This window comes from Streptomyces sp. NRRL F-5122 (assembly GCF_001507435.1).
Lineage (GTDB): Bacteria > Actinomycetota > Actinomycetes > Streptomycetales > Streptomycetaceae > Streptomyces > Streptomyces lannensis.
In genome coordinates this window covers 169,632-186,087 of record NZ_LMWH01000254.1, presented here as the reverse complement: position 1 = coordinate 186,087, position 16,456 = coordinate 169,632, and the positions used below count along the sequence as shown (strand labels likewise).

Sequence of the window (16,456 nt, the reverse complement as noted above, 5' to 3'; positions counted from 1 at the left end):
GTCCCCGAGCCTCACAGCCCCCGCGCCGTGAGCCTCACAGTCCGAGCGTCATGATGAGCCGGTCCTCGCCGGGCCCGAAGTAGTCGTGGCGCACACCCTCGTCGGACGAGAAGCCCAGCGAGCGGTACAGCATGATCGCTGCGGCGTTGGCCGGTTCCACGGTCAGCCGGACCTCGCGGACGTCCTCGCCCCGAAGCCGGCGCAGCACCTCCAGCATCAGCCGCCGGCCCAGCCCGCGCCCCCGCTGGTCGCGTGTGACACCGAGACTGACGATCCAACTCCGGTACCCGTCCCGCGTGGTGACGTACAGGACGTAGCCGTGCAGGCTCTTCCCGTCCTCCAGCACGAGCAGGCAGTCGCCGTGCAGATCGCACAACTGGCGGAGCACGAAGTAGGGGTAGGGGTCGTCGGGGAAGGCCTCCTGGTCGACGCGCACGAGTTCGGGCAGGTCGTCCTCCGTGACCTCCCGCATCGTCAGAGGCCGCTCGACGAACGCCCCGTCGCGGCACAACGACGGGCCGGTGCGGCTCCGACGCGAAGGGAAACGTTCCTCTGGTAACGCAGTCATGCGGCCCCCCTGTGGGAAGGAGTCAGGGACATGCCCCACCCGTAGGGGTGGTACGGATGGGACGCGTGCCGTCTGCCGTTCGGGTGTGTTCGGCGGAGTTGCGACCATCTTGAGCGGGAATGATCTGGGCGTTCAAGGCCTGATCAGGTCTCGAAGTCCATTCGCCCCGGTGCGCCCCCGATGCGCCCCGCGGCGTAATTGTTCCGCGGCGCCGGGGTGAGGGGATCCACCGGGTCTCCGGCGTTGGTACCGTGTAGGGATGACCTTCAGATCGCCGGGGGACACGCAGTTGAATGCGGATGTGTCCTGGGCCTCGTTCGACCCGATCGCCTACGTTGATCACAATTACCGCGACTTACAGGCGGAGGACGAGGAGATCATTCATATCGTACGCGATCATTTCGGCGATCATTTCAGAGGGCGCACCCCCGGACCTGTCTCGGGTATCGACGTGGGGGCCGGCGCGAACCTCTACCCCGCACTGGCCATGCTGCCCTGGTGCGACGAGATCACACTTCTCGAGCGCTCCTCGGCCAATGTGCGCTACCTCGAGAGCCAGGTCGGTTCCTACGCCGCGAACTGGGACCAGTTCTGGCGCGTCCTGTGCAAGAACGAGGCGTACGCCGCCCTCGACATGGACCCGCGGGCCAAGTTTCGCGACGCCGTCCGGGTCGAGCCCGGCAATCTCTTCGACCTCGTGCGGCACGAGGGACGGTGGTCCATGGGGACCATGTTCTTCGTCGCGGAGTCGATGACCACCTCGCACAAGGAGTTCGCCCGAGGTGTCGAGTGCTTCCTGCGCGCCCTCGCACCCGGCGCGCCCTTCGCCGCCGCGTTCATGGAACATTCCAAGGGTTATCACGCGGGCGAGCATTTCTTCCCCGCCTGCGACGTGGGAGAGTTGGAGGTGTACGAGAGCCTCGAGCCTTTTGCGGGCGAGTTCAAGACGATGCGCCTCAAGGCTTCGGCCGCCGTACGCGAAGGCTATTCCGGAATGATCGTCGCCTACGGGCGGCGGAATTCGGACTCCGGGATTCCGACCGATTGAGGAACGGCCGTCACAACAGGGGACGGCCTTCCTCGAATGATGGCAGTGCGGCCTGTGTGAGGGGCATGGGATGCAGATCAAGCCACGCCAGCATTTGCTGGACATCTGGCAGGCAGTGGCCCGCAACTCGTTCGACGGCGGCGAGTGGGCGTGGGGCAAACGGGGCGGGGAAAGCAGTGTCTCCGATGCGGAGCGCCTGCTCTGCCTCCTGTACCCGGCAACGGAGATCCCGGCCTTCCGCCTCGACGACCCCGACACCACTCAGGACGACGTCCAGAAGGTGCTGAGGAAGGCGGGCGGACGGCTGGAGGTCCCGGCGAAGCTCGTCCTGGCCGCGGCGCAGTTCATGCGGATGCACACCGGCGAGGACAAGAGACCCACGTTCGCCGGTGGCTCCTACTTCGTCTCCGCGGACAAGGACCGGGACCTCACCGAGGAACAGCGTGAACTCGGGGTGGTCGACTCGTACTCGATGTCGATCACCCTGTGTCTGGCCACACTCGGTTTCCTCAAGGTGTACGAGTCCAAGACCCGTCGCAGCGACGTCCTGGAGACGATCCAGGAACTGCGCGCCGCCACCAGCAACCGGCTGACCGCGGCCATGGTGAGCCTGCTGCGTTCGTTCACCGTCAACGCCTTCGACACCGACTCCTCCCAGGGCCGTACGCTCTGCGAACTGCTGGGCCAGGGGCGGCTGTCGCAACGGCACGTACTGCAGAAGTTCCAGCGCCGCTTCCGGCCGCTGCGCGCCGCCATCGTCGAGAGCTTCGTCCTCGGTGTCGACGTCCAGGAGGGCCTCAAGGACGAGAACCAGCTCTTCGAGTGCGGCTGGGGCTGGAGCATCGTCAAGGACGCTCCCGAGGTGGAGACCGACGAGGAGATCGGGCCCCAGCCCGTCGGAGTCGCCAACCAGGTGCCCTACCTGTATTTCACCGTGGTCGCGCTCGACGGCATCCAGGACCTGTTCTCCGACCGCACGCTCACCCTCGGCCTGCTCAACTCCGAACAGCAGAAGCTGGCCGAGGCGTTACGACTGCGCTGGGAGATCACGCAGCAGTTCTGGTCCGGCATCGCGCGCTTCGACAGCGACCGCTGGCCCCTGGAGGACATCCCCTGGCGCACCACCGGCCAGAAGCTGGAGTCCGAGTACTTCTCGCTCTCCGTCGCCGCCATCCTGGTCCACGACCTGATGCGGCGCCGGGCCACCGACGACGACCTGACCCGCACCGTGAGCGTCATGGAACGCCTCGCCGAACGCGGCCGCGTCACCAGTCGCATGACGCGCGACGACCCCATGGTCCAGTTGCACAACCCCGGTGTCACCCTGCCGCTGCAGGGCAGTGAAGCCGTCGGGCCGCCGATGCAGTGGATCATGACGGATTTCTCGGCACAGCTGCTCAAACGGACCATCCAGCTGTGCACGCTCTCCCGCAACCTCGCCTCGCACGACCGGCTGCTCAGACTCGCCGAGGACATCTTCGGTCATGTGTGGCTGCGCAGGATCCGCGACGGTGAGGGAGCCGGCCTGTGGGACAACGTCCACGCCGCCTACCCCGAGTCGCCGGTCTCCGAGGGGCCGGTGTCCTGGAGCATCACCGAGCGTGTCACCGAGGTGATGGTCCAGGTCCACCAGATGTACCACCAGCCGCCGATCCGCAGCCTGGAACTGACCCAACTCGCCCGGGCGTTGCTCAGCGAGTCGGCACACCTCCTCGGCAACGAGCAGATGGAGCCCGCACCCGCCTCCGAGGGCAACCGCGGGATGGAACTGAGGGGCATCGAGGTCAAGTTGCGCCGTGCCAGGGATCTCGTCGACGACCAGCCCGGAACCGCGTGCGCGTTGACGCTCGACGTGCTCGGACAGCTCGACGCCCTCGCCCGGGCCCGCGAAGCCGCGGCCCAGGGGGTGTGACAGTTGATCGTCTTCGCGGCCTCCGACAAGGGAGGCACGGGCCGCTCCGTCACCAGCGCCAACCTCGCCTACCATCGGGCGCTGGCCGGTGACGACGTGTGCTACCTCGACTTCGACTTCGGATCGCCCACCGCGGCGGCCGTCTTCGACGTCCCCGACGCGCGCCAAGCCGCCGAGGACCGGGGTCTGCACTCGTATCTGATCGGCGAGGTGGGCGAGCCCCTCCGTATCGACGTCTGGTCGGACACCGAGCACCGGGTGCTGCGCAACCGGCCTCCCGGCTCCGGCCGTCTGGTACTGATGCCCGGTGACCTCTCCGGTGGCGAGTTCGCCACCGGCGAGGAGAACCTGCGCCGGTGCGTCGACCTCCTGCTCCGGCTCAACGGCGAGTTCGACCTGATCGTCGTCGACCTCAGCGCCGGCCGCAGCTACGCCGTCGACATGGTGCTGGAGGCCACCTCGAAGCGCGAGATGCGCGGTGTGGACTTCCGCTGGCTCGTCTTCCACCGCTGGACCCGGCAGCATGTGGCGGCCGCGGCGAGCCTGGTCTTCGGCAAGCGTGGCATCGTCGCCGGCGGTGTGGCCCGCGGCCACGACGAGGATGCGCTGCGCAGCGTCATCCGCTTCGTTCGGGCCGCCGTGCCCGATCCCGAGTCGCCGCTGTGGTCACAGGTCTCGGCCACCCAGTCGGCGTGGATGCGCGAGTGTGACCGCGACCTCAAACAGATGTCCTCGGCCCTGGGCATCGGCTACACCCAGGTTCTCGGCTCCGTGCCCCTTGAGCCCGTACTGCAGTGGCGCGAACAGCTCATCACCGACGAGGACGTACTCGACAGCCAGATCGCCACCAGGGAGACCTGGGACGCGCTCAGCGACCTGGCAGGCCGGCTGACCGACGACAAGTACTGGGAGCAGGCGTGACGGAAGCCGTGTTCCAGGAGACGACCGCGCAGCCCCGAACGCAGTCCGTACCGCTCTCCCATCTCTCGCTGGAGCTCGGCCACCTCTACATGGAGGACTTCGAAGCCGGCCCCGAGCGGCTGCGCGAGCACTTCGCCGAGGTGCGGATCTGGGTGGACGCGGCCCGCGCCGCCGCCGCACGCCGTACCGGCGGCAGGCGGCCCCGCATCAGCACGTGCTTTCTCATCGACGACTACTTCACACGCTTCTCCACCCCCGCCGAACTCGTCCCGGTGGTGCTGGCGGAGGCCGAGCGGGCGGGCCTGGTCATCGACTACCTCGCCCGCGAGTCCGGCTGCGCGGTGGCCGACAAGATCGAGCCGGCCGAATCCGTGATGCATCGCCTTGTCGAATCGCCGCCGCCGGGCAGCTACGGCTCCCGCCCGCCGGTCAGCGAGACCGGCTGGCTCCCCAACGGCCAGCGGACCCCGACGTCGCGCAGTGCCATGGGCGAGGTCACCGGCTGGCAGCCGCCGCAGGAGACCGCGGCCCGCAACCACTCGGTGTTTATGGACGTCGAGCTGTGGTCGGAGAAGGACGGGCAGCGCCTGTGGTCCTGTCCCTTCCTCGCCGCCGTCTGGCAGCTGGCCCGCCTCGGCCTGCTGCGCCACCTCGGCGCGCCGGTGCTGGCCCCGCGCCCCTGGAACGGCGGCGACTTCCCCCACGACTGGGATCTGCTGCCGCCGCTGCTCCAGCTCAACGCCTCCGCGGCGCCCTTCAGCGCGTACCGCACCTGCACACTGATGCCGAACCGCTTCTTGGCCGTCGAGGACGCCGTGCGGCTCATCCTCGACCAGGTCGACGTCGACTCCGGCGCTCTGCGGCAGGTCGCGGAGCGTTCCGCCCGTGAGGGGGCCGCGGTGCCGGCCGCGGTCGCGCAGCGCGCCACGTACGTCTTCTACGAAGAGCCCACCGACGCCGTCCTGCACGGGGAGACGTGAGATGGCGGCCACCGGGCGGACGGCGCCCGCGGTCCTCGTCTGCGGCGAGACGCGCACCTGTCTGCTTCCGTCCTTCCAGGCGCTGGACGGCCGGGCCGCCGCCCAGTTGCTGAGGTTGCGCGCGGACGAACAGGTCAGCGTCTCCGAGCGGCCGAACCTCTACGCGCTCTCGCCGGAGCTACTCACCGGGGTGGACTGCAGGCTGCCCACCGCAAACGGCGCCAAGGTGCGCGCCGTCGGCACGGTGGCCTCCCGCGCCGCGCTCACCGAGGGCCGTGTCCTGCAGGCCAGCGCCTGGTTCAGTGTCCCGTCCGCCGGCCCGGACACACGCCGGCCCTGGGGCCACTATCTGGTACGTCCCGGGCTGGTCGAACCCTTCGGGAAGCTTCCCGAGCAGGCAACCGCGCAAGGCGTCCTGCGCGGAAGCTCCCGCGGTGAACTGGACCTCGGGATGATCGCCGAGGGGCTGCTCGCCCAGTTGCTGCGGCATCCGCTACTCGATCACAAGGCGCCCTTCAAGTCCCGGCGGACCCATCTGCGCTGGGTCGCGCGGCGGGCCCCGGCGGGCGAAGGGGCGTCACTGGAGCGCTTCACCCTGGCCGAGGACGGGCTGCGGACCGTGGAGTTGAGCCTGCCGGAGGAGACACCGGCCACCGCGGCCGTGGGACTGTGCGAGGACCTGGCGCTGCACGACTGGTTGCTGACGACCCTCGTGCACATGCTGGACAACAGCCGGCTGGGTGCGGTGGACGGCCCGTCGGCCGTCCTGGCGCTGCGCCCGGCCGTGGACCACCTGCTGCATCTGTGGATGCCGCAAGCGCACGTGGAACGGACGCTGGGCCGATTGTGGGACGTGCTGGAACGGGAGCCGGGGTTCACTCGCCAGTGGCAGACCCTGGTCCAGCGCATCCGCGACCAACTGGCCGTCCAGGCCATACCGCTGCTGCACGAGGCGCTGAGCACGCGCTGAGCTGCTGCACGAACGAGACACCGACGGGGGAGGCCGAAATGAGCGGAGCATCGACAGGGGACGCCGGGGCCGTGCCGCAGCGGGAGGAGCAGCGCATATCCAAGCTGCTCCGCAAGACGCTGCTCACGGTCGTGGTGGCGGCCGGCACCTATGTGCTGACCAACGTGCTGGACCAGGACAAGAACCAGGTGTGGCAGTTGACCGTGTCCGTCGTCCTCGGCGGCGCGGCACTGATCATCCAGTATCTGGTGGAGTTCGAGCAGCGGCTCGAGGCCATGGAGGGGAGTCAGAAGAAGCGCATCCGGGAGATGCGCGACAGTCTGGCCAGCCATCACGAGCAGATGCGCAGGGCGGTCGACGAGAGCTTCTCCAAGATCAACGACGCGACGGAGCTGTTCAGCCAGGTGGACCGATCGGTGCTGCGCTCGGACGGCGTGACCCGGCTGGCCCGGAAGTACACGCAGGTGGGCGAGCACGGTTCGGAACTGGTCAAGACCTTCGCCCAGGAGGAGATCGGTCGGCTCGCCTCGCTGATGGAGAGCCTCAGCAACGGCAGCGCCGACTGCCCGGGTGAGAACCACGACTGGCTGATCGACCTCACCACCTGCGCCAAGAAGACGGTGTACGCCACCAGCACCTCGGTGGACCGCGACTTCTGGTTCAGCGAGCCCGCGAACCGGTATCTGAAGGCGCAGGAGAGGGCGATCAAGCAGCGCGGTGTGGTGGTACGGCGGCTGTTCCTGGTCAGCAGGCCCGAGGACCGCACCCCCAGCCTCGAGCAATTGTGCGAGCGCCATCGCGAGTTCGGCATCGACGCCCGTATCGCGGTGCGCGCACTGCTTCCGCCGCCCGCGCAGGTGACCCCGCTCAACGACTTCATCGTCTTCGACGGGGAGCTGTCCTACGAGACCGAACCGGACGTCGAGGTCATGCCCGCCAAGACGACGCTGAAGATGACCCGTGAGCACGTCGCGGAGCGCATCAACCGCTTCACCGTCCTCTGGGAGGCCACGGAGCCCGCGGACCCGGAGCCCGAGCCGCAGCCGACCGTGACGTCCGGCTGACCGGCGCGGCCCGGCGCATCGCACGGTACGTCGCACGTCGCGGGCGGTCCTCGGGAGCCGTCCGGTGACGTGCGCCGCGCCGTGCGACGCCGAGGCCGGCATCACGGTGCCGTTCTCTTCCTTCTCTTCTCGCCTTCGCTTTCTTTCCAGATCTTTAGGGTGAAGTAGCCCCCATCGGAAGCGAGAAACGCCCGAGAGAGTGACGGGTCACCCGTACATCTCCGATGAGTTGCGCACCATGCTGCCCGCGGGCAGCATGACACCGTCAACGCAAAGCTGCTGCTCAAAGCACATGTGTACTCACTTGGGGTACCGGTGGAACGGATACCCAGGGGGTGGCCCCATGAGCATCCGGCTCGAATACGAGGATGGAGATTCCTCGGAGATCCACTTGTGCGGAACCAGCCAGAGGCATACCTGAATCAGCAGCAGCAAACGCGCAAATCCGTCCGTCAGGAGGTGTCTCGTGAGCAGCATCGCCGAGTGGCTCGAAGAGAACGTCACTACCGACAAGCGCGCACTCGACTGGTACCGGGAACCCGAGTGCGAACCCCGTATCGTCCGCGCCTACCGCCAGCTGCTGAGCGGCTACGAGATCGACACATCGACGATCCTCAAGACCACGGTCGAGATCCAGGGTGAGCATGCGGGAGTGGTCCGCGTCCACGACATCAATTACTACTCGATCTGCGCGCACCACTTCCTGCCCTTCTACGGGAAGGTGGCGGTCTCGTACGTGCCCGGCGACCGGATCCTCGGTCTGGGCAAGTTCCCGCGGCTGGTACAGGCGTTCAGCCGCAGGTTCCAGATCCAGGAGCACCTCGTGAAGGACATCGCCGAGGAGATCATGAACTCGGGCGGTGCGCGCGCGGCGCGGGTGGTCTCGACCGGACGGCACATGTGCATGTGCAGCCGGGGCCCCTCCGACCAGACGGTGATCACCGACACCTCCTATGTCGCCGGCGACAAGGAGCTGTTCTCCCGGTTCGGCCTGGAGGCCTGACGGTCCGCCGGCTCCGGCGCACCGGGTTTCGCGCGGTGGGCACCTGGATGGGCCCACCGCGCGGGGCCGTGCCGTCCGGCAGCCCGGCCCCGTGACGGGCGCCCGAGACCGTGAGATCCGTAGTTCCGGGAGTGAGCCATGAAGCTGGACTTCGTTCCACCGCAGGCGCTGAACGACGGCGCCGTGCACCACTACTGCCTGCGGTGCCACGGCGAGTCGGTGCAGTGGCGTGCCGTCGCGGGGCGACGGCACTGCGCATGCCGGTCCTGCGGCCATGTCGCCGACCGGGCGCTGGTGCTGGATCCCGAGGTCCGCTGGTGGACCGATGCCGAGGGCGAGTACTGGCACGAGACGGCGGGCGTGTTCGTCCGGGACGTCCGTGGCCGGGTCCTCCTCTTCGACCGTACGGCCTTCCCGTTCGGCCTGACGATTCCCGCCGGGCACGTCGAGTGTGACGAGCAGCCCGACGACGCGGCGGAGCGCGAACTGCGGGAAGAGACCGGCATCGCCGGTAGGCCGCTCGAACACCTGGCCAGGATCCGGGTACCCGGTGACGGCTGCCGCCGCGGGGCCGACGCGCATCTGTGGCACGTCTACCGGACGGTCGCCGAGGTGGACACGGACCTCGTGGTGGACCTCGGCCCGGAGGGCAGCTCGGCCGAATGGCTGACACCCGCCGAGGCACTGGAGCGTCCGGTCACGTACGCGGTACGCCGCCTGCTCGAGGACTGCCGGGACGCACTGGTCTCCTCCTGTGCGGCAGGTTGACCCCGGTGGTGCGACCACACGGCGGCGCGGGCGTCCCGATGCGGGCCGGGCGCCGGGAGTGGACCGGACTGGCGGTCCTCGCGCTGCCGACCATGCTCATCGGCCTCGACATGACCGTGCTGCACCTGGCCGCCCCCCACATCAGCGAGCGACTGCATCCGAGCGGCACCCAACTGCTGTGGATCGTCGACATCTACGGCTTCATGGTCGCCGGCTTCCTCGCCACGATGGGCACACTCGGTGACCGGATCGGGCGCCGCCGGCTGCTGCTGATCGGTGCCGCCGCGTTCGCCGCAGCCTCCGTGCTCGCCGCCTGTTCGTCCGGCGTGGCGATGCTCATCGCCTCGCGCGCCCTGCTGGGGGTCGCCGGGGCCACGCTGATGCCCTCGACCCTCTCCCTGATCAGCAACATGTTCCGCGACCCCGGACAGCGGCGGGTGGCGGTCGCGGTGTGGATGACCAATTTCAGCATCGGCGGGATGATCGGCCCGCTGGTCGGCGGACTGTTCCTGGAGCACTTCTGGTACGGCTCGGTGTTCCTGATGGGCGTGCCGGTCGGGGTGGTCCTGCTCATCGCCGGTCCGCTGCTGCTGCCCGAGTACCGCGATCCGGCGGCCGGCCGCCTGGATCCGGCCAGCGTCGCCCTGTCCATCGCCACGGTGCTGCCGGTGGTCTACGGCTTCAAGCAGATCGCCCAGCACGGTGTCGGCACGGTGCCGCTGATCGGCCTCGCGCTGGGGCTCGGCCTCGGCGCCGTCTTCGTGCGCAGACAGTTGAGACTCCCCGATCCCATGCTCGACCTCAGACTGTTCACCCGGCCGGCCTTCGGGGTCTCGCTGGGCGGGCTGACCCTGGGGCTCTTCGCGGTGACCGGGATCCAGTTCCTGCTCCTGCAGTACCTCCAGTTGGTGCTGGGGCTGTCCCCGCTGGTGACCGGGCTGTGGACGCTGCCCGCGGTGCTGGCGGGCGTGGTGAGCGCGCTCCTCGCACCCTTCGTGGCGGCACGCACGAGTCCGGGACGGGTCATGGCGGGCGGATTCCTGCTGGCCGTGCCGGGGCTGGCGCTGCTCACCCGGGCGGACACGACGTCCGGGCCGGGACTCGTCGTCATCGGGTTCGCCGTCATGTCGTTCGGGGTGCAGGCGGCGCTCGCGCTCACCAACGACGTCATCATCAGCAGCGCTCCACCCGAACGCGCCGGAAACGCCTCGGGCATCGGGGAGACCGGTGCGAACCTGGGCGAGGCCTTGGGCGTGGCCGTCGCCGGGTCCGTCGCCGCCGTCGTGTACCGGGCGAAGCTGAGCGGCGACGCCCTGCCGGACGGTGTCGGGCCGGACGCGGCCGGGGCCGCCCGCGCGACCCTCGGCGGTGCCACCGAGGTCGCCGCCCGGCTGCCCGAACGGCTCGGCGGCGACCTCCTCGCGCAGGCCCGGACGGCGTTCACGGACGGACTGCATGTGGCGGCGCTGGTGAACATCGGCATCCTGCTGGCGCTCACCGCCGCGCACCTGACCCTGCTGCGGCACGAAAAGACGCACCAGGGCCCCGGAGCCCCCGAACCGGGGCGCCGGGAGGCGGTCCCGCGCAGACGCTGGGCCGACGCCATGGGCCGCGTCACACGTCGCGGCGGTCAACGGCGACCACCGCGACGACGGCCGCCGCGAGCGCCCACGCACCGAACACGATCCAGCCGCCCGTCACCGTCGTCGGATAGCGGGGAGTCAGCGTGAACGGCTGATGTCCGTACTCGACGTCGACGAGGCGGTACCAGGCGTTGAAGGGCAGCGCGTTCCTGACGCAGGCCGTCCAGTGGTAGCGGTCGGTCACGAAGGTGGGCAGGAACAGCAGGACGAACACGTCGAACACAGTGGTCGTCGCACTGTGCCGGATCAGCGCGCCCAGACCCAGGCCGGCCAGGGCGCACACCGGCGCGAGCAGCGCGGACGCCACGACCACGCGCAGTGCGCCCGGATGGCCGATCGACACGCCCTGACCGCGCCCGTCGAGGACGGCCTGCGTCAGGGCGAAGGAGGCGCCCGCGGTGAAGGCGCCATACACCGTCATGACGGCCGCAACGACGACCACCTTCGCGGTCATCAGCGCGCGCCGGTCCGGGACGGCCGCGAAGGTCGTGCGGACGAGGCCCGTCGTGTACTCCCCGACGATGCTGATGGCGCCGATGCTCGACGCCGCGAGGACCAGCATCATGGCGGCACCCTGGGTGAACGCGTCGCGCAGTGCCCAGGAGAGGAAGTGCGTCCGGACGACGCGGCCGTAGTGCGGGAAGTTGACGTAGTCCGCACGGGCCGCGTTGGTGTTGAAGGCGATGATCCCGAGGGCGCCGGCGCCGAGCGCCCAGTGGACGGAGCGCAGCGACCGGAGCTTGATCCACTCCGCGGCCAGCAGGTCGGTGAAGCGGGCGGCGGGCAGGGGGAGCGCGGTCGTCGAGGCGGTCATCGGGGCTCTCCGGCGAGGTATTCGACGCTGTCGGCGGTCAGTTCCATGAAGGCGGCTTCGAGAGAGGCGGTCTCGGTGGCCAACTCCCGCAGCAACAAGCCGTGTTCGAAGGCGATCTCGCCGATCCGGTCGGAGCTGAGCCCGGTGACCTTCAGCGTCTCCCCGTCGTACGGCGCCACGGCCGCGCCTTCGGCCGACAACGCGGCGGCCAGCGTCCCGGCGTCGGGCGTGCGCACGGTCACGGTCGGCCGGGTGCCGCGCGCGGCGAACTCGGTCAGGCTCTCGGCCGCGATCAGTTCGCCTCGCCCGATGACGACCAGCTCGTCGGCGGTGTTCTCCATCTCGGACATGAGGTGACTGGAGACGAAGACGGTACGGCCCTCGCCGGCCAGCCTCCGGAACAGCCCGCGGACCCACAGCACGCCCTCCGGATCGAGTCCGTTGAGCGGTTCGTCGAACAGCAGAGCCGGTGGATCGCCGAGCAGCGCGGTGGCGATCCCGAGGCGCTGTTTCATGCCCAGCGAGTAGCCGCCGACCCGACGCCCGGCCGGGGCACCGGCCAGTCCGACTTCCGCGAGGACCTCGTCCACCCGGTGTGCCGGGATGCGGTTGCTGCGGGCCAGCGCGTGCAGATGCGCCCGCGCGGTCCGGCCGCCGTGCACATCGCCGGCATCGAGGAGGGCGCCGACGTGACGCAGTCCGCGCGGATACCGGCGGACGGTGTGCCCGTCGACGGTGGCGGCGCCGGAGGTGGGCTCGACCAGGCCGAGCAGCATCCGCAGGGTGGTGGTCTTGCCGGCGCCGTTGGGTCCGAGGAAGCCGGTGACACGGCCGGGGCGCACGGTGAAGGACAGTTGGCGGACGGCGGTGGTCCCGCCGTAGCGTTTGGTGAGGCGGTCGACTTCGATCACGGGACCACCGTCGCGCGGCAGGGCGTCGTGGGGCATCGTGCGGCCGACGACATTCACCGCCGGCCGTTGTCGACCGTGGTTGTACGTCCCCGGTCCGATGACCGCCGCCGCGCCGCGCCTCTACGATCGCGACATGCCCGTCACTGCGCCGCTTCCCCTGGTCAAGCGAGTGTCGCCGCGGACGTGGATCGTGCTCGTCTGGTGCGCGAGCACGCTCTTCACGCTCCTGACCACGTTCAGGCTGCCCGGGGAGACGGAGCCGGAGGAGTGGGGGACGGCCCAGCTGTACCGCTGGGACGGTCTGCTGTTCCACGTGGTCTCCGCCCTGATGGCGCTGTACGGCGCCGTGTTGCTGCGGACACGGCCGCTGGTCGCACTCGCCCTGCTGATCCTGGCCTCGATCTGCGAGGCGGTCACGATCGGGGTGAGCGAACTGCCGATGGCGCAGTACCTCGCGCCGATCCTCGCGCTGTACTTCATCGCGGCGGCGGCGCCGCGCCGCACCTCGGTCCTGGCTCTGGTCCTGGGGGTCGGTGCGCTGGTCGCGTACATCGCCACACGGCTGCTGAGCGGATGGGCCGTCGGCATGTCGGCGGAACTGGCCGTGGTCCTGGTGTCGGTGATCAGCTGGCTGCTCGGCGACTCGGCGCACCAGGCCCGCGTACACGCCGAGCGGCTGAGCGCACAGGCCTCGGCGCAGGCGGTGACGGCCGAACGGCTGCGTATCGCCCGGGAGATGCACGACACGGTCGCCCACAGTATCGGCATCATCGCCCTCCAGGCAGGGGCGGCGGCCCGGGTGACGGCGACTCAGCCGGACGCGGCACGGGAGGCGATGCGGGCGGTGGAGACGACGGGCCGGGAGACGCTGGCGGGGCTGCGGCGAATGCTGGTCGCACTCCGGGCGGCCGACGCGGGGCACGGGGACGGCACGGCCGCGGAGGCGCGGCCCGCAGGGCTGGCCGACGTGGACCGGCTGGCCGCCGCGACGACCGCGGCGGGCGTACAGGTCGAGGTGAGGTGGCTCGGTGAGCCCCGCCGGCTTCCGCCCGACATCGACCTGTCGGCGTTCCGGATCATCCAGGAGTCGGTGACGAACGTCGTACGGCACTCGGGTACGCACGCATGCCGGGTGACCGTGGACTACGGCGAGGACGACATCTCCCTCGAGGTGACGGACGACGGCCGGGGGCACGGCACGTCGACCGACACGGGCTTCGGCCTGGCGGGCATGCGCGAGCGCGTGGCGCTGCTGCACGGCGGGTTCAGCGCCGAACCCCGTCCGGAGGGCGGCTTCCGGGTCGCGGCCCGGCTGCCCTTGCCGGTGTCCGTCCGATGACGGTCCGGGTGGTCCTCGCCGACGATCAGGAGCTGATCCGTACGGCGCTGCGCATGGTGATGGCGGACATCGAGGACATGGACGTGGTCGGGGAGGCGGCCACCGGCGCGGAGGCCGTGGCCCTGACCGGGGAACTCGCCCCGGACGTGGTCGTCATGGACATCCGTATGCCGGAGATGGACGGCATAGAGGCGACGCGCCGCATCACCGCCGGGTCCACGGACACCCGGATCGTGGTCCTCACGACCTTCGACGACGACGACCACGTGTACGGGGCGCTGCGCGCGGGTGCGTCGGGCTTCCTGGTGAAGGACATGGCGCTGGACGACATCATCGGCGCCGTGCGGGTGGTGGCGGCGGGCGACGCACTGATCGCGCCCGGTGTGACGCGCCGGCTGATCCAGCACTTCGCGGCGCGTCCCGGGCCGGCACGCGGACGCCGCGAACTGCGGGGCATCACGGACCGGGAACGGGAGGTCCTCACCCTGGTCGGCACCGGCCTGTCCAACGCCGAGATCGCCGCCGAACTGTGCATCAGCGTGGCGACCGCGAAGACGTATCTGACCCGTCTGCTGACCAAACTGGACGCACGGGACCGCGTGCAGTTGGTCATCACCGCGTACGAGGCGGGGCTGGTGTCGGTGGCGGGCTGACGTCGTCCGACGCACTCCGCCCATGCCGCCGAGCCGGTGATCCGGTCACTTGCGTGGTACATGCGCGCCCGGTCCGCCCGGGCCCGATACCCCTTTGTGCTTGCGCACTTGCAGGGCGCAGGCACCTGCCGAGTGTATATGCAGAGCGTCACAAGGGTGATGCGAAGAGTAAAAACAGGGTGGGCCGGGCAACAGGGTGGCTGCAGTACACGTACCACTCGGGGGACGACATTCGGCGTGCTGCGCCGAAGAGGCGGAGGAGCAGTGAGGGAATCGCGGGCGGCGCTCGCAGAAGCAGGAACCGTGGTGCCGCCGCTCCGGCTCGCCCCGGTGGCTCCCCCGCGCGGGGCTACCCGCCCGTTCGCCGGACCGGACGGCCGCCACGTCGACTTCGCCGCCCGGCGCGTTGCGGTCCTCCGCACGCAGCGGGCCGCGGAGGCGTGATGCAGAAGCCGCCGATCGGTTCGTACGCCGTCGACGTCCGCACCGGGCGGGTGGGCGTGGTGATGGGACACGAGGGTCCGTACGTCCAGCTCAGACCGTACGGCGGGGGCAAGGAATGGGACGTGGAGCCGGAGGCGGTACGCAGCGCGACCCAGGCGGAGCGGCTGAGGGCCGCGACCGCGTACGCGAACGCCCGCAGCCGGGGCGAGGTCCCTTGAGGCGGCCGGGCCACTGCCTCCGCGCAGGGCATGACGTGGTGCGCGGGTGCACGGCCCGGTGGAGGAAGCGGCGGGCCGGGTGCCGGTGGCCCGCCCGGTCCACGATGCGCCGGCTGTGGACGGTGCCGCCGAGCGCGCCGGTCGCCCGTGATCGGAACGCCTCGCGGACCGCCTCGGGGCAGGAGCCGATCCGGCGGGCCACCGGGCAGGGGCCCAACGGCTCCCGGGTATCTCACCGCCGGCCCGGGACGCGGCCCTGTGCGCCGACTTCCCCCGCCGGGGTGCAGATGGCCCGCCGCGACGCCCCGCAGGCCGTCGCCGACGCCCGTCCGCCTGTCCCGTTCGAACCGGCGGACCGGTCCGGCCCCGGGAAACCGGCTCCGTCGGGCGGCATACGACACCCCGGCCACGCGCGCCGACGCCGTACGCGAGAATGGCCGCATGAGTCTGTTCCGCGACGACGGCATCGTGCTGCGCACCCAGAAGCTGGGTGAGGCGGACCGGATCATCACGCTGCTCACCCGCGGTCACGGGCGCGTGCGCGCCGTGGCACGCGGAGTGCGGCGGACCAAGTCGAAGTTCGGGGCCCGGCTGGAGCCCTTCTCACATGTGGACGTGCAGTTCTTCTCGCGTGGCAGCGAACTGGTGGGGCGCGGGCTTCCGCTGTGCACGCAGAGCGAGACCATCGCTCCCTACGGGGGCGGGATCGTGACGGACTACGCGCGCTACACGGCCGGGACCGCCATGCTGGAGACCGCCGAGCGGTTCACCGATCACGAGGGCGAGCCGGCGGTGCAGCAGTATCTGCTGCTCGTCGGCGGTCTGAGGACTCTCGCCCGCGGTGAGCACGCGCCGCATCTCGTCCTCGACGCCTTCCTGCTGCGTTCCCTCGCCGTCAACGGCTACGCGCCCAGCTTCAGCGACTGCGCCAAGTGCGGCATGCCCGGGCCGAACCGGTTCTTCTCGGTGGCCTCGGGCGGGGTCGTCTGCGGCGACTGCCGGGTGCCCGGCAGCGTCGTACCCTCGCCGGGGGCCCTCGAACTGCTCGGCGCGCTGCTGACGGGAGACTGGGAGACCGCGGACGTGTGCGAGCCGCGGTACGTCCGGGAGGGCAGCGGACTGGTGTCGGCGTACCTGCACTGGCACCTGGAGCGCGGACTGCGTTCGCTCCGGTACGTGGAACAGTAGAGCGACCTGAGA

15 protein-coding genes and 1 pseudogene are annotated in these 16,456 nt (G+C 70.2%); 13 read left to right on the top strand and 3 right to left on the bottom strand.

Going from position 1 to position 16,456, the window contains the following annotated elements; all coding sequences use genetic code 11:
- Positions 1-34: 34 nt before the first annotated feature.
- On the bottom strand, positions 35-568 hold the full coding sequence (locus ADL25_RS32700; protein ID WP_059131501.1) for a GNAT family N-acetyltransferase: 534 nt from the start codon (positions 566-568) through the stop codon (positions 35-37).
- A gap of 259 nt (positions 569-827) precedes the next feature.
- On the opposite strand from ADL25_RS32700, the gene ADL25_RS32695 reads away from it, so the two are divergent.
- The 9 genes and pseudogenes from ADL25_RS32695 to ADL25_RS46785 form a co-directional block, all read left to right on the top strand.
- Positions 828-1,616 carry an SCO2525 family SAM-dependent methyltransferase gene (locus ADL25_RS32695; protein WP_059131500.1) on the top strand — a complete coding sequence of 263 codons (789 nt, stop codon included), beginning with the start codon at positions 828-830 and terminating at the stop codon, positions 1,614-1,616.
- Positions 1,617-1,686: 70 nt separating this feature from the next.
- Positions 1,687-3,528, top strand: coding sequence for an SCO2524 family protein (locus ADL25_RS32690; RefSeq protein WP_059131499.1), 1,842 nt, complete (start codon positions 1,687-1,689; stop codon positions 3,526-3,528).
- A 3-nt stretch (positions 3,529-3,531) separates the two neighbouring features.
- Positions 3,532-4,449, top strand: coding sequence for an SCO2523 family variant P-loop protein (locus ADL25_RS32685; RefSeq protein WP_059131498.1), 918 nt, complete (start codon positions 3,532-3,534; stop codon positions 4,447-4,449).
- Positions 4,446-5,429 (top strand): SCO2522 family protein, encoded by a 984-nt coding sequence (locus tag ADL25_RS32680; protein ID WP_059131497.1) that lies wholly within the window; start codon positions 4,446-4,448, stop codon positions 5,427-5,429. The genes ADL25_RS32685 and ADL25_RS32680 overlap by 4 nt, the downstream gene beginning before the upstream one ends.
- A gap of 1 nt (position 5,430) precedes the next feature.
- Positions 5,431-6,399 carry an SCO2521 family protein gene (locus ADL25_RS32675; RefSeq protein WP_059131496.1) on the top strand — a complete coding sequence of 323 codons (969 nt, stop codon included), beginning with the start codon at positions 5,431-5,433 and terminating at the stop codon, positions 6,397-6,399.
- 38 nt (positions 6,400-6,437) lie between these two features.
- Complete coding sequence (locus ADL25_RS32670) at positions 6,438-7,463, top strand: DUF6879 family protein (RefSeq protein ID WP_059131495.1); 1,026 nt, start codon at positions 6,438-6,440, stop codon at positions 7,461-7,463.
- Positions 7,464-7,929: 466 nt separating this feature from the next.
- Complete coding sequence (gene folE / locus ADL25_RS32665; protein WP_059131494.1) at positions 7,930-8,466, top strand: GTP cyclohydrolase I; 537 nt, start codon at positions 7,930-7,932, stop codon at positions 8,464-8,466.
- A 138-nt stretch (positions 8,467-8,604) separates the two neighbouring features.
- Positions 8,605-9,234 (top strand): NUDIX hydrolase, encoded by a 630-nt coding sequence (locus ADL25_RS32660; RefSeq protein WP_059131493.1) that lies wholly within the window; start codon positions 8,605-8,607, stop codon positions 9,232-9,234.
- A gap of 38 nt (positions 9,235-9,272) precedes the next feature.
- Positions 9,273-10,745 (top strand): annotated as a pseudogene (locus tag ADL25_RS46785) (MFS transporter); the annotation flags it as partial.
- Positions 10,746-10,848: 103 nt separating this feature from the next.
- Here the strand turns inward: ADL25_RS46785 and ADL25_RS32650 are convergent.
- A complete protein-coding gene (locus tag ADL25_RS32650) occupies positions 10,849-11,691 on the bottom strand; it encodes an ABC transporter permease (RefSeq protein WP_059131492.1) in 843 nt (280 codons plus the stop codon).
- Entirely contained in the window at positions 11,688-12,602 is a 915-nt protein-coding gene (locus ADL25_RS32645) for an ABC transporter ATP-binding protein (protein ID WP_199839245.1), read from the bottom strand. Before ADL25_RS32645 ends, ADL25_RS32650 begins: the two co-directional genes overlap by 4 nt.
- Positions 12,603-12,735: 133 nt before the next feature.
- Between ADL25_RS32645 and ADL25_RS32640 the strand changes: the two genes are divergently transcribed.
- The 4 genes from ADL25_RS32640 (at position 12,736) to recO (ending at position 16,444) form a co-directional block, all read left to right on the top strand.
- Positions 12,736-13,941, top strand: coding sequence for a sensor histidine kinase (locus ADL25_RS32640; protein ID WP_059131645.1), 1,206 nt, complete (start codon positions 12,736-12,738; stop codon positions 13,939-13,941).
- Positions 13,938-14,594 (top strand): response regulator, encoded by a 657-nt coding sequence (locus ADL25_RS32635; RefSeq protein ID WP_059131491.1) that lies wholly within the window; start codon positions 13,938-13,940, stop codon positions 14,592-14,594. Before ADL25_RS32640 ends, ADL25_RS32635 begins: the two co-directional genes overlap by 4 nt.
- A 443-nt stretch (positions 14,595-15,037) precedes the next feature.
- Positions 15,038-15,256, top strand: coding sequence for a hypothetical protein (locus tag ADL25_RS32630; RefSeq protein ID WP_059131490.1), 219 nt, complete (start codon positions 15,038-15,040; stop codon positions 15,254-15,256).
- A 441-nt stretch (positions 15,257-15,697) separates the two neighbouring features.
- Entirely contained in the window at positions 15,698-16,444 is a 747-nt protein-coding gene (recO, locus tag ADL25_RS32625; protein ID WP_059131489.1) for a DNA repair protein RecO, read from the top strand.
- Positions 16,445-16,456: the final 12 nt, after the last annotated feature.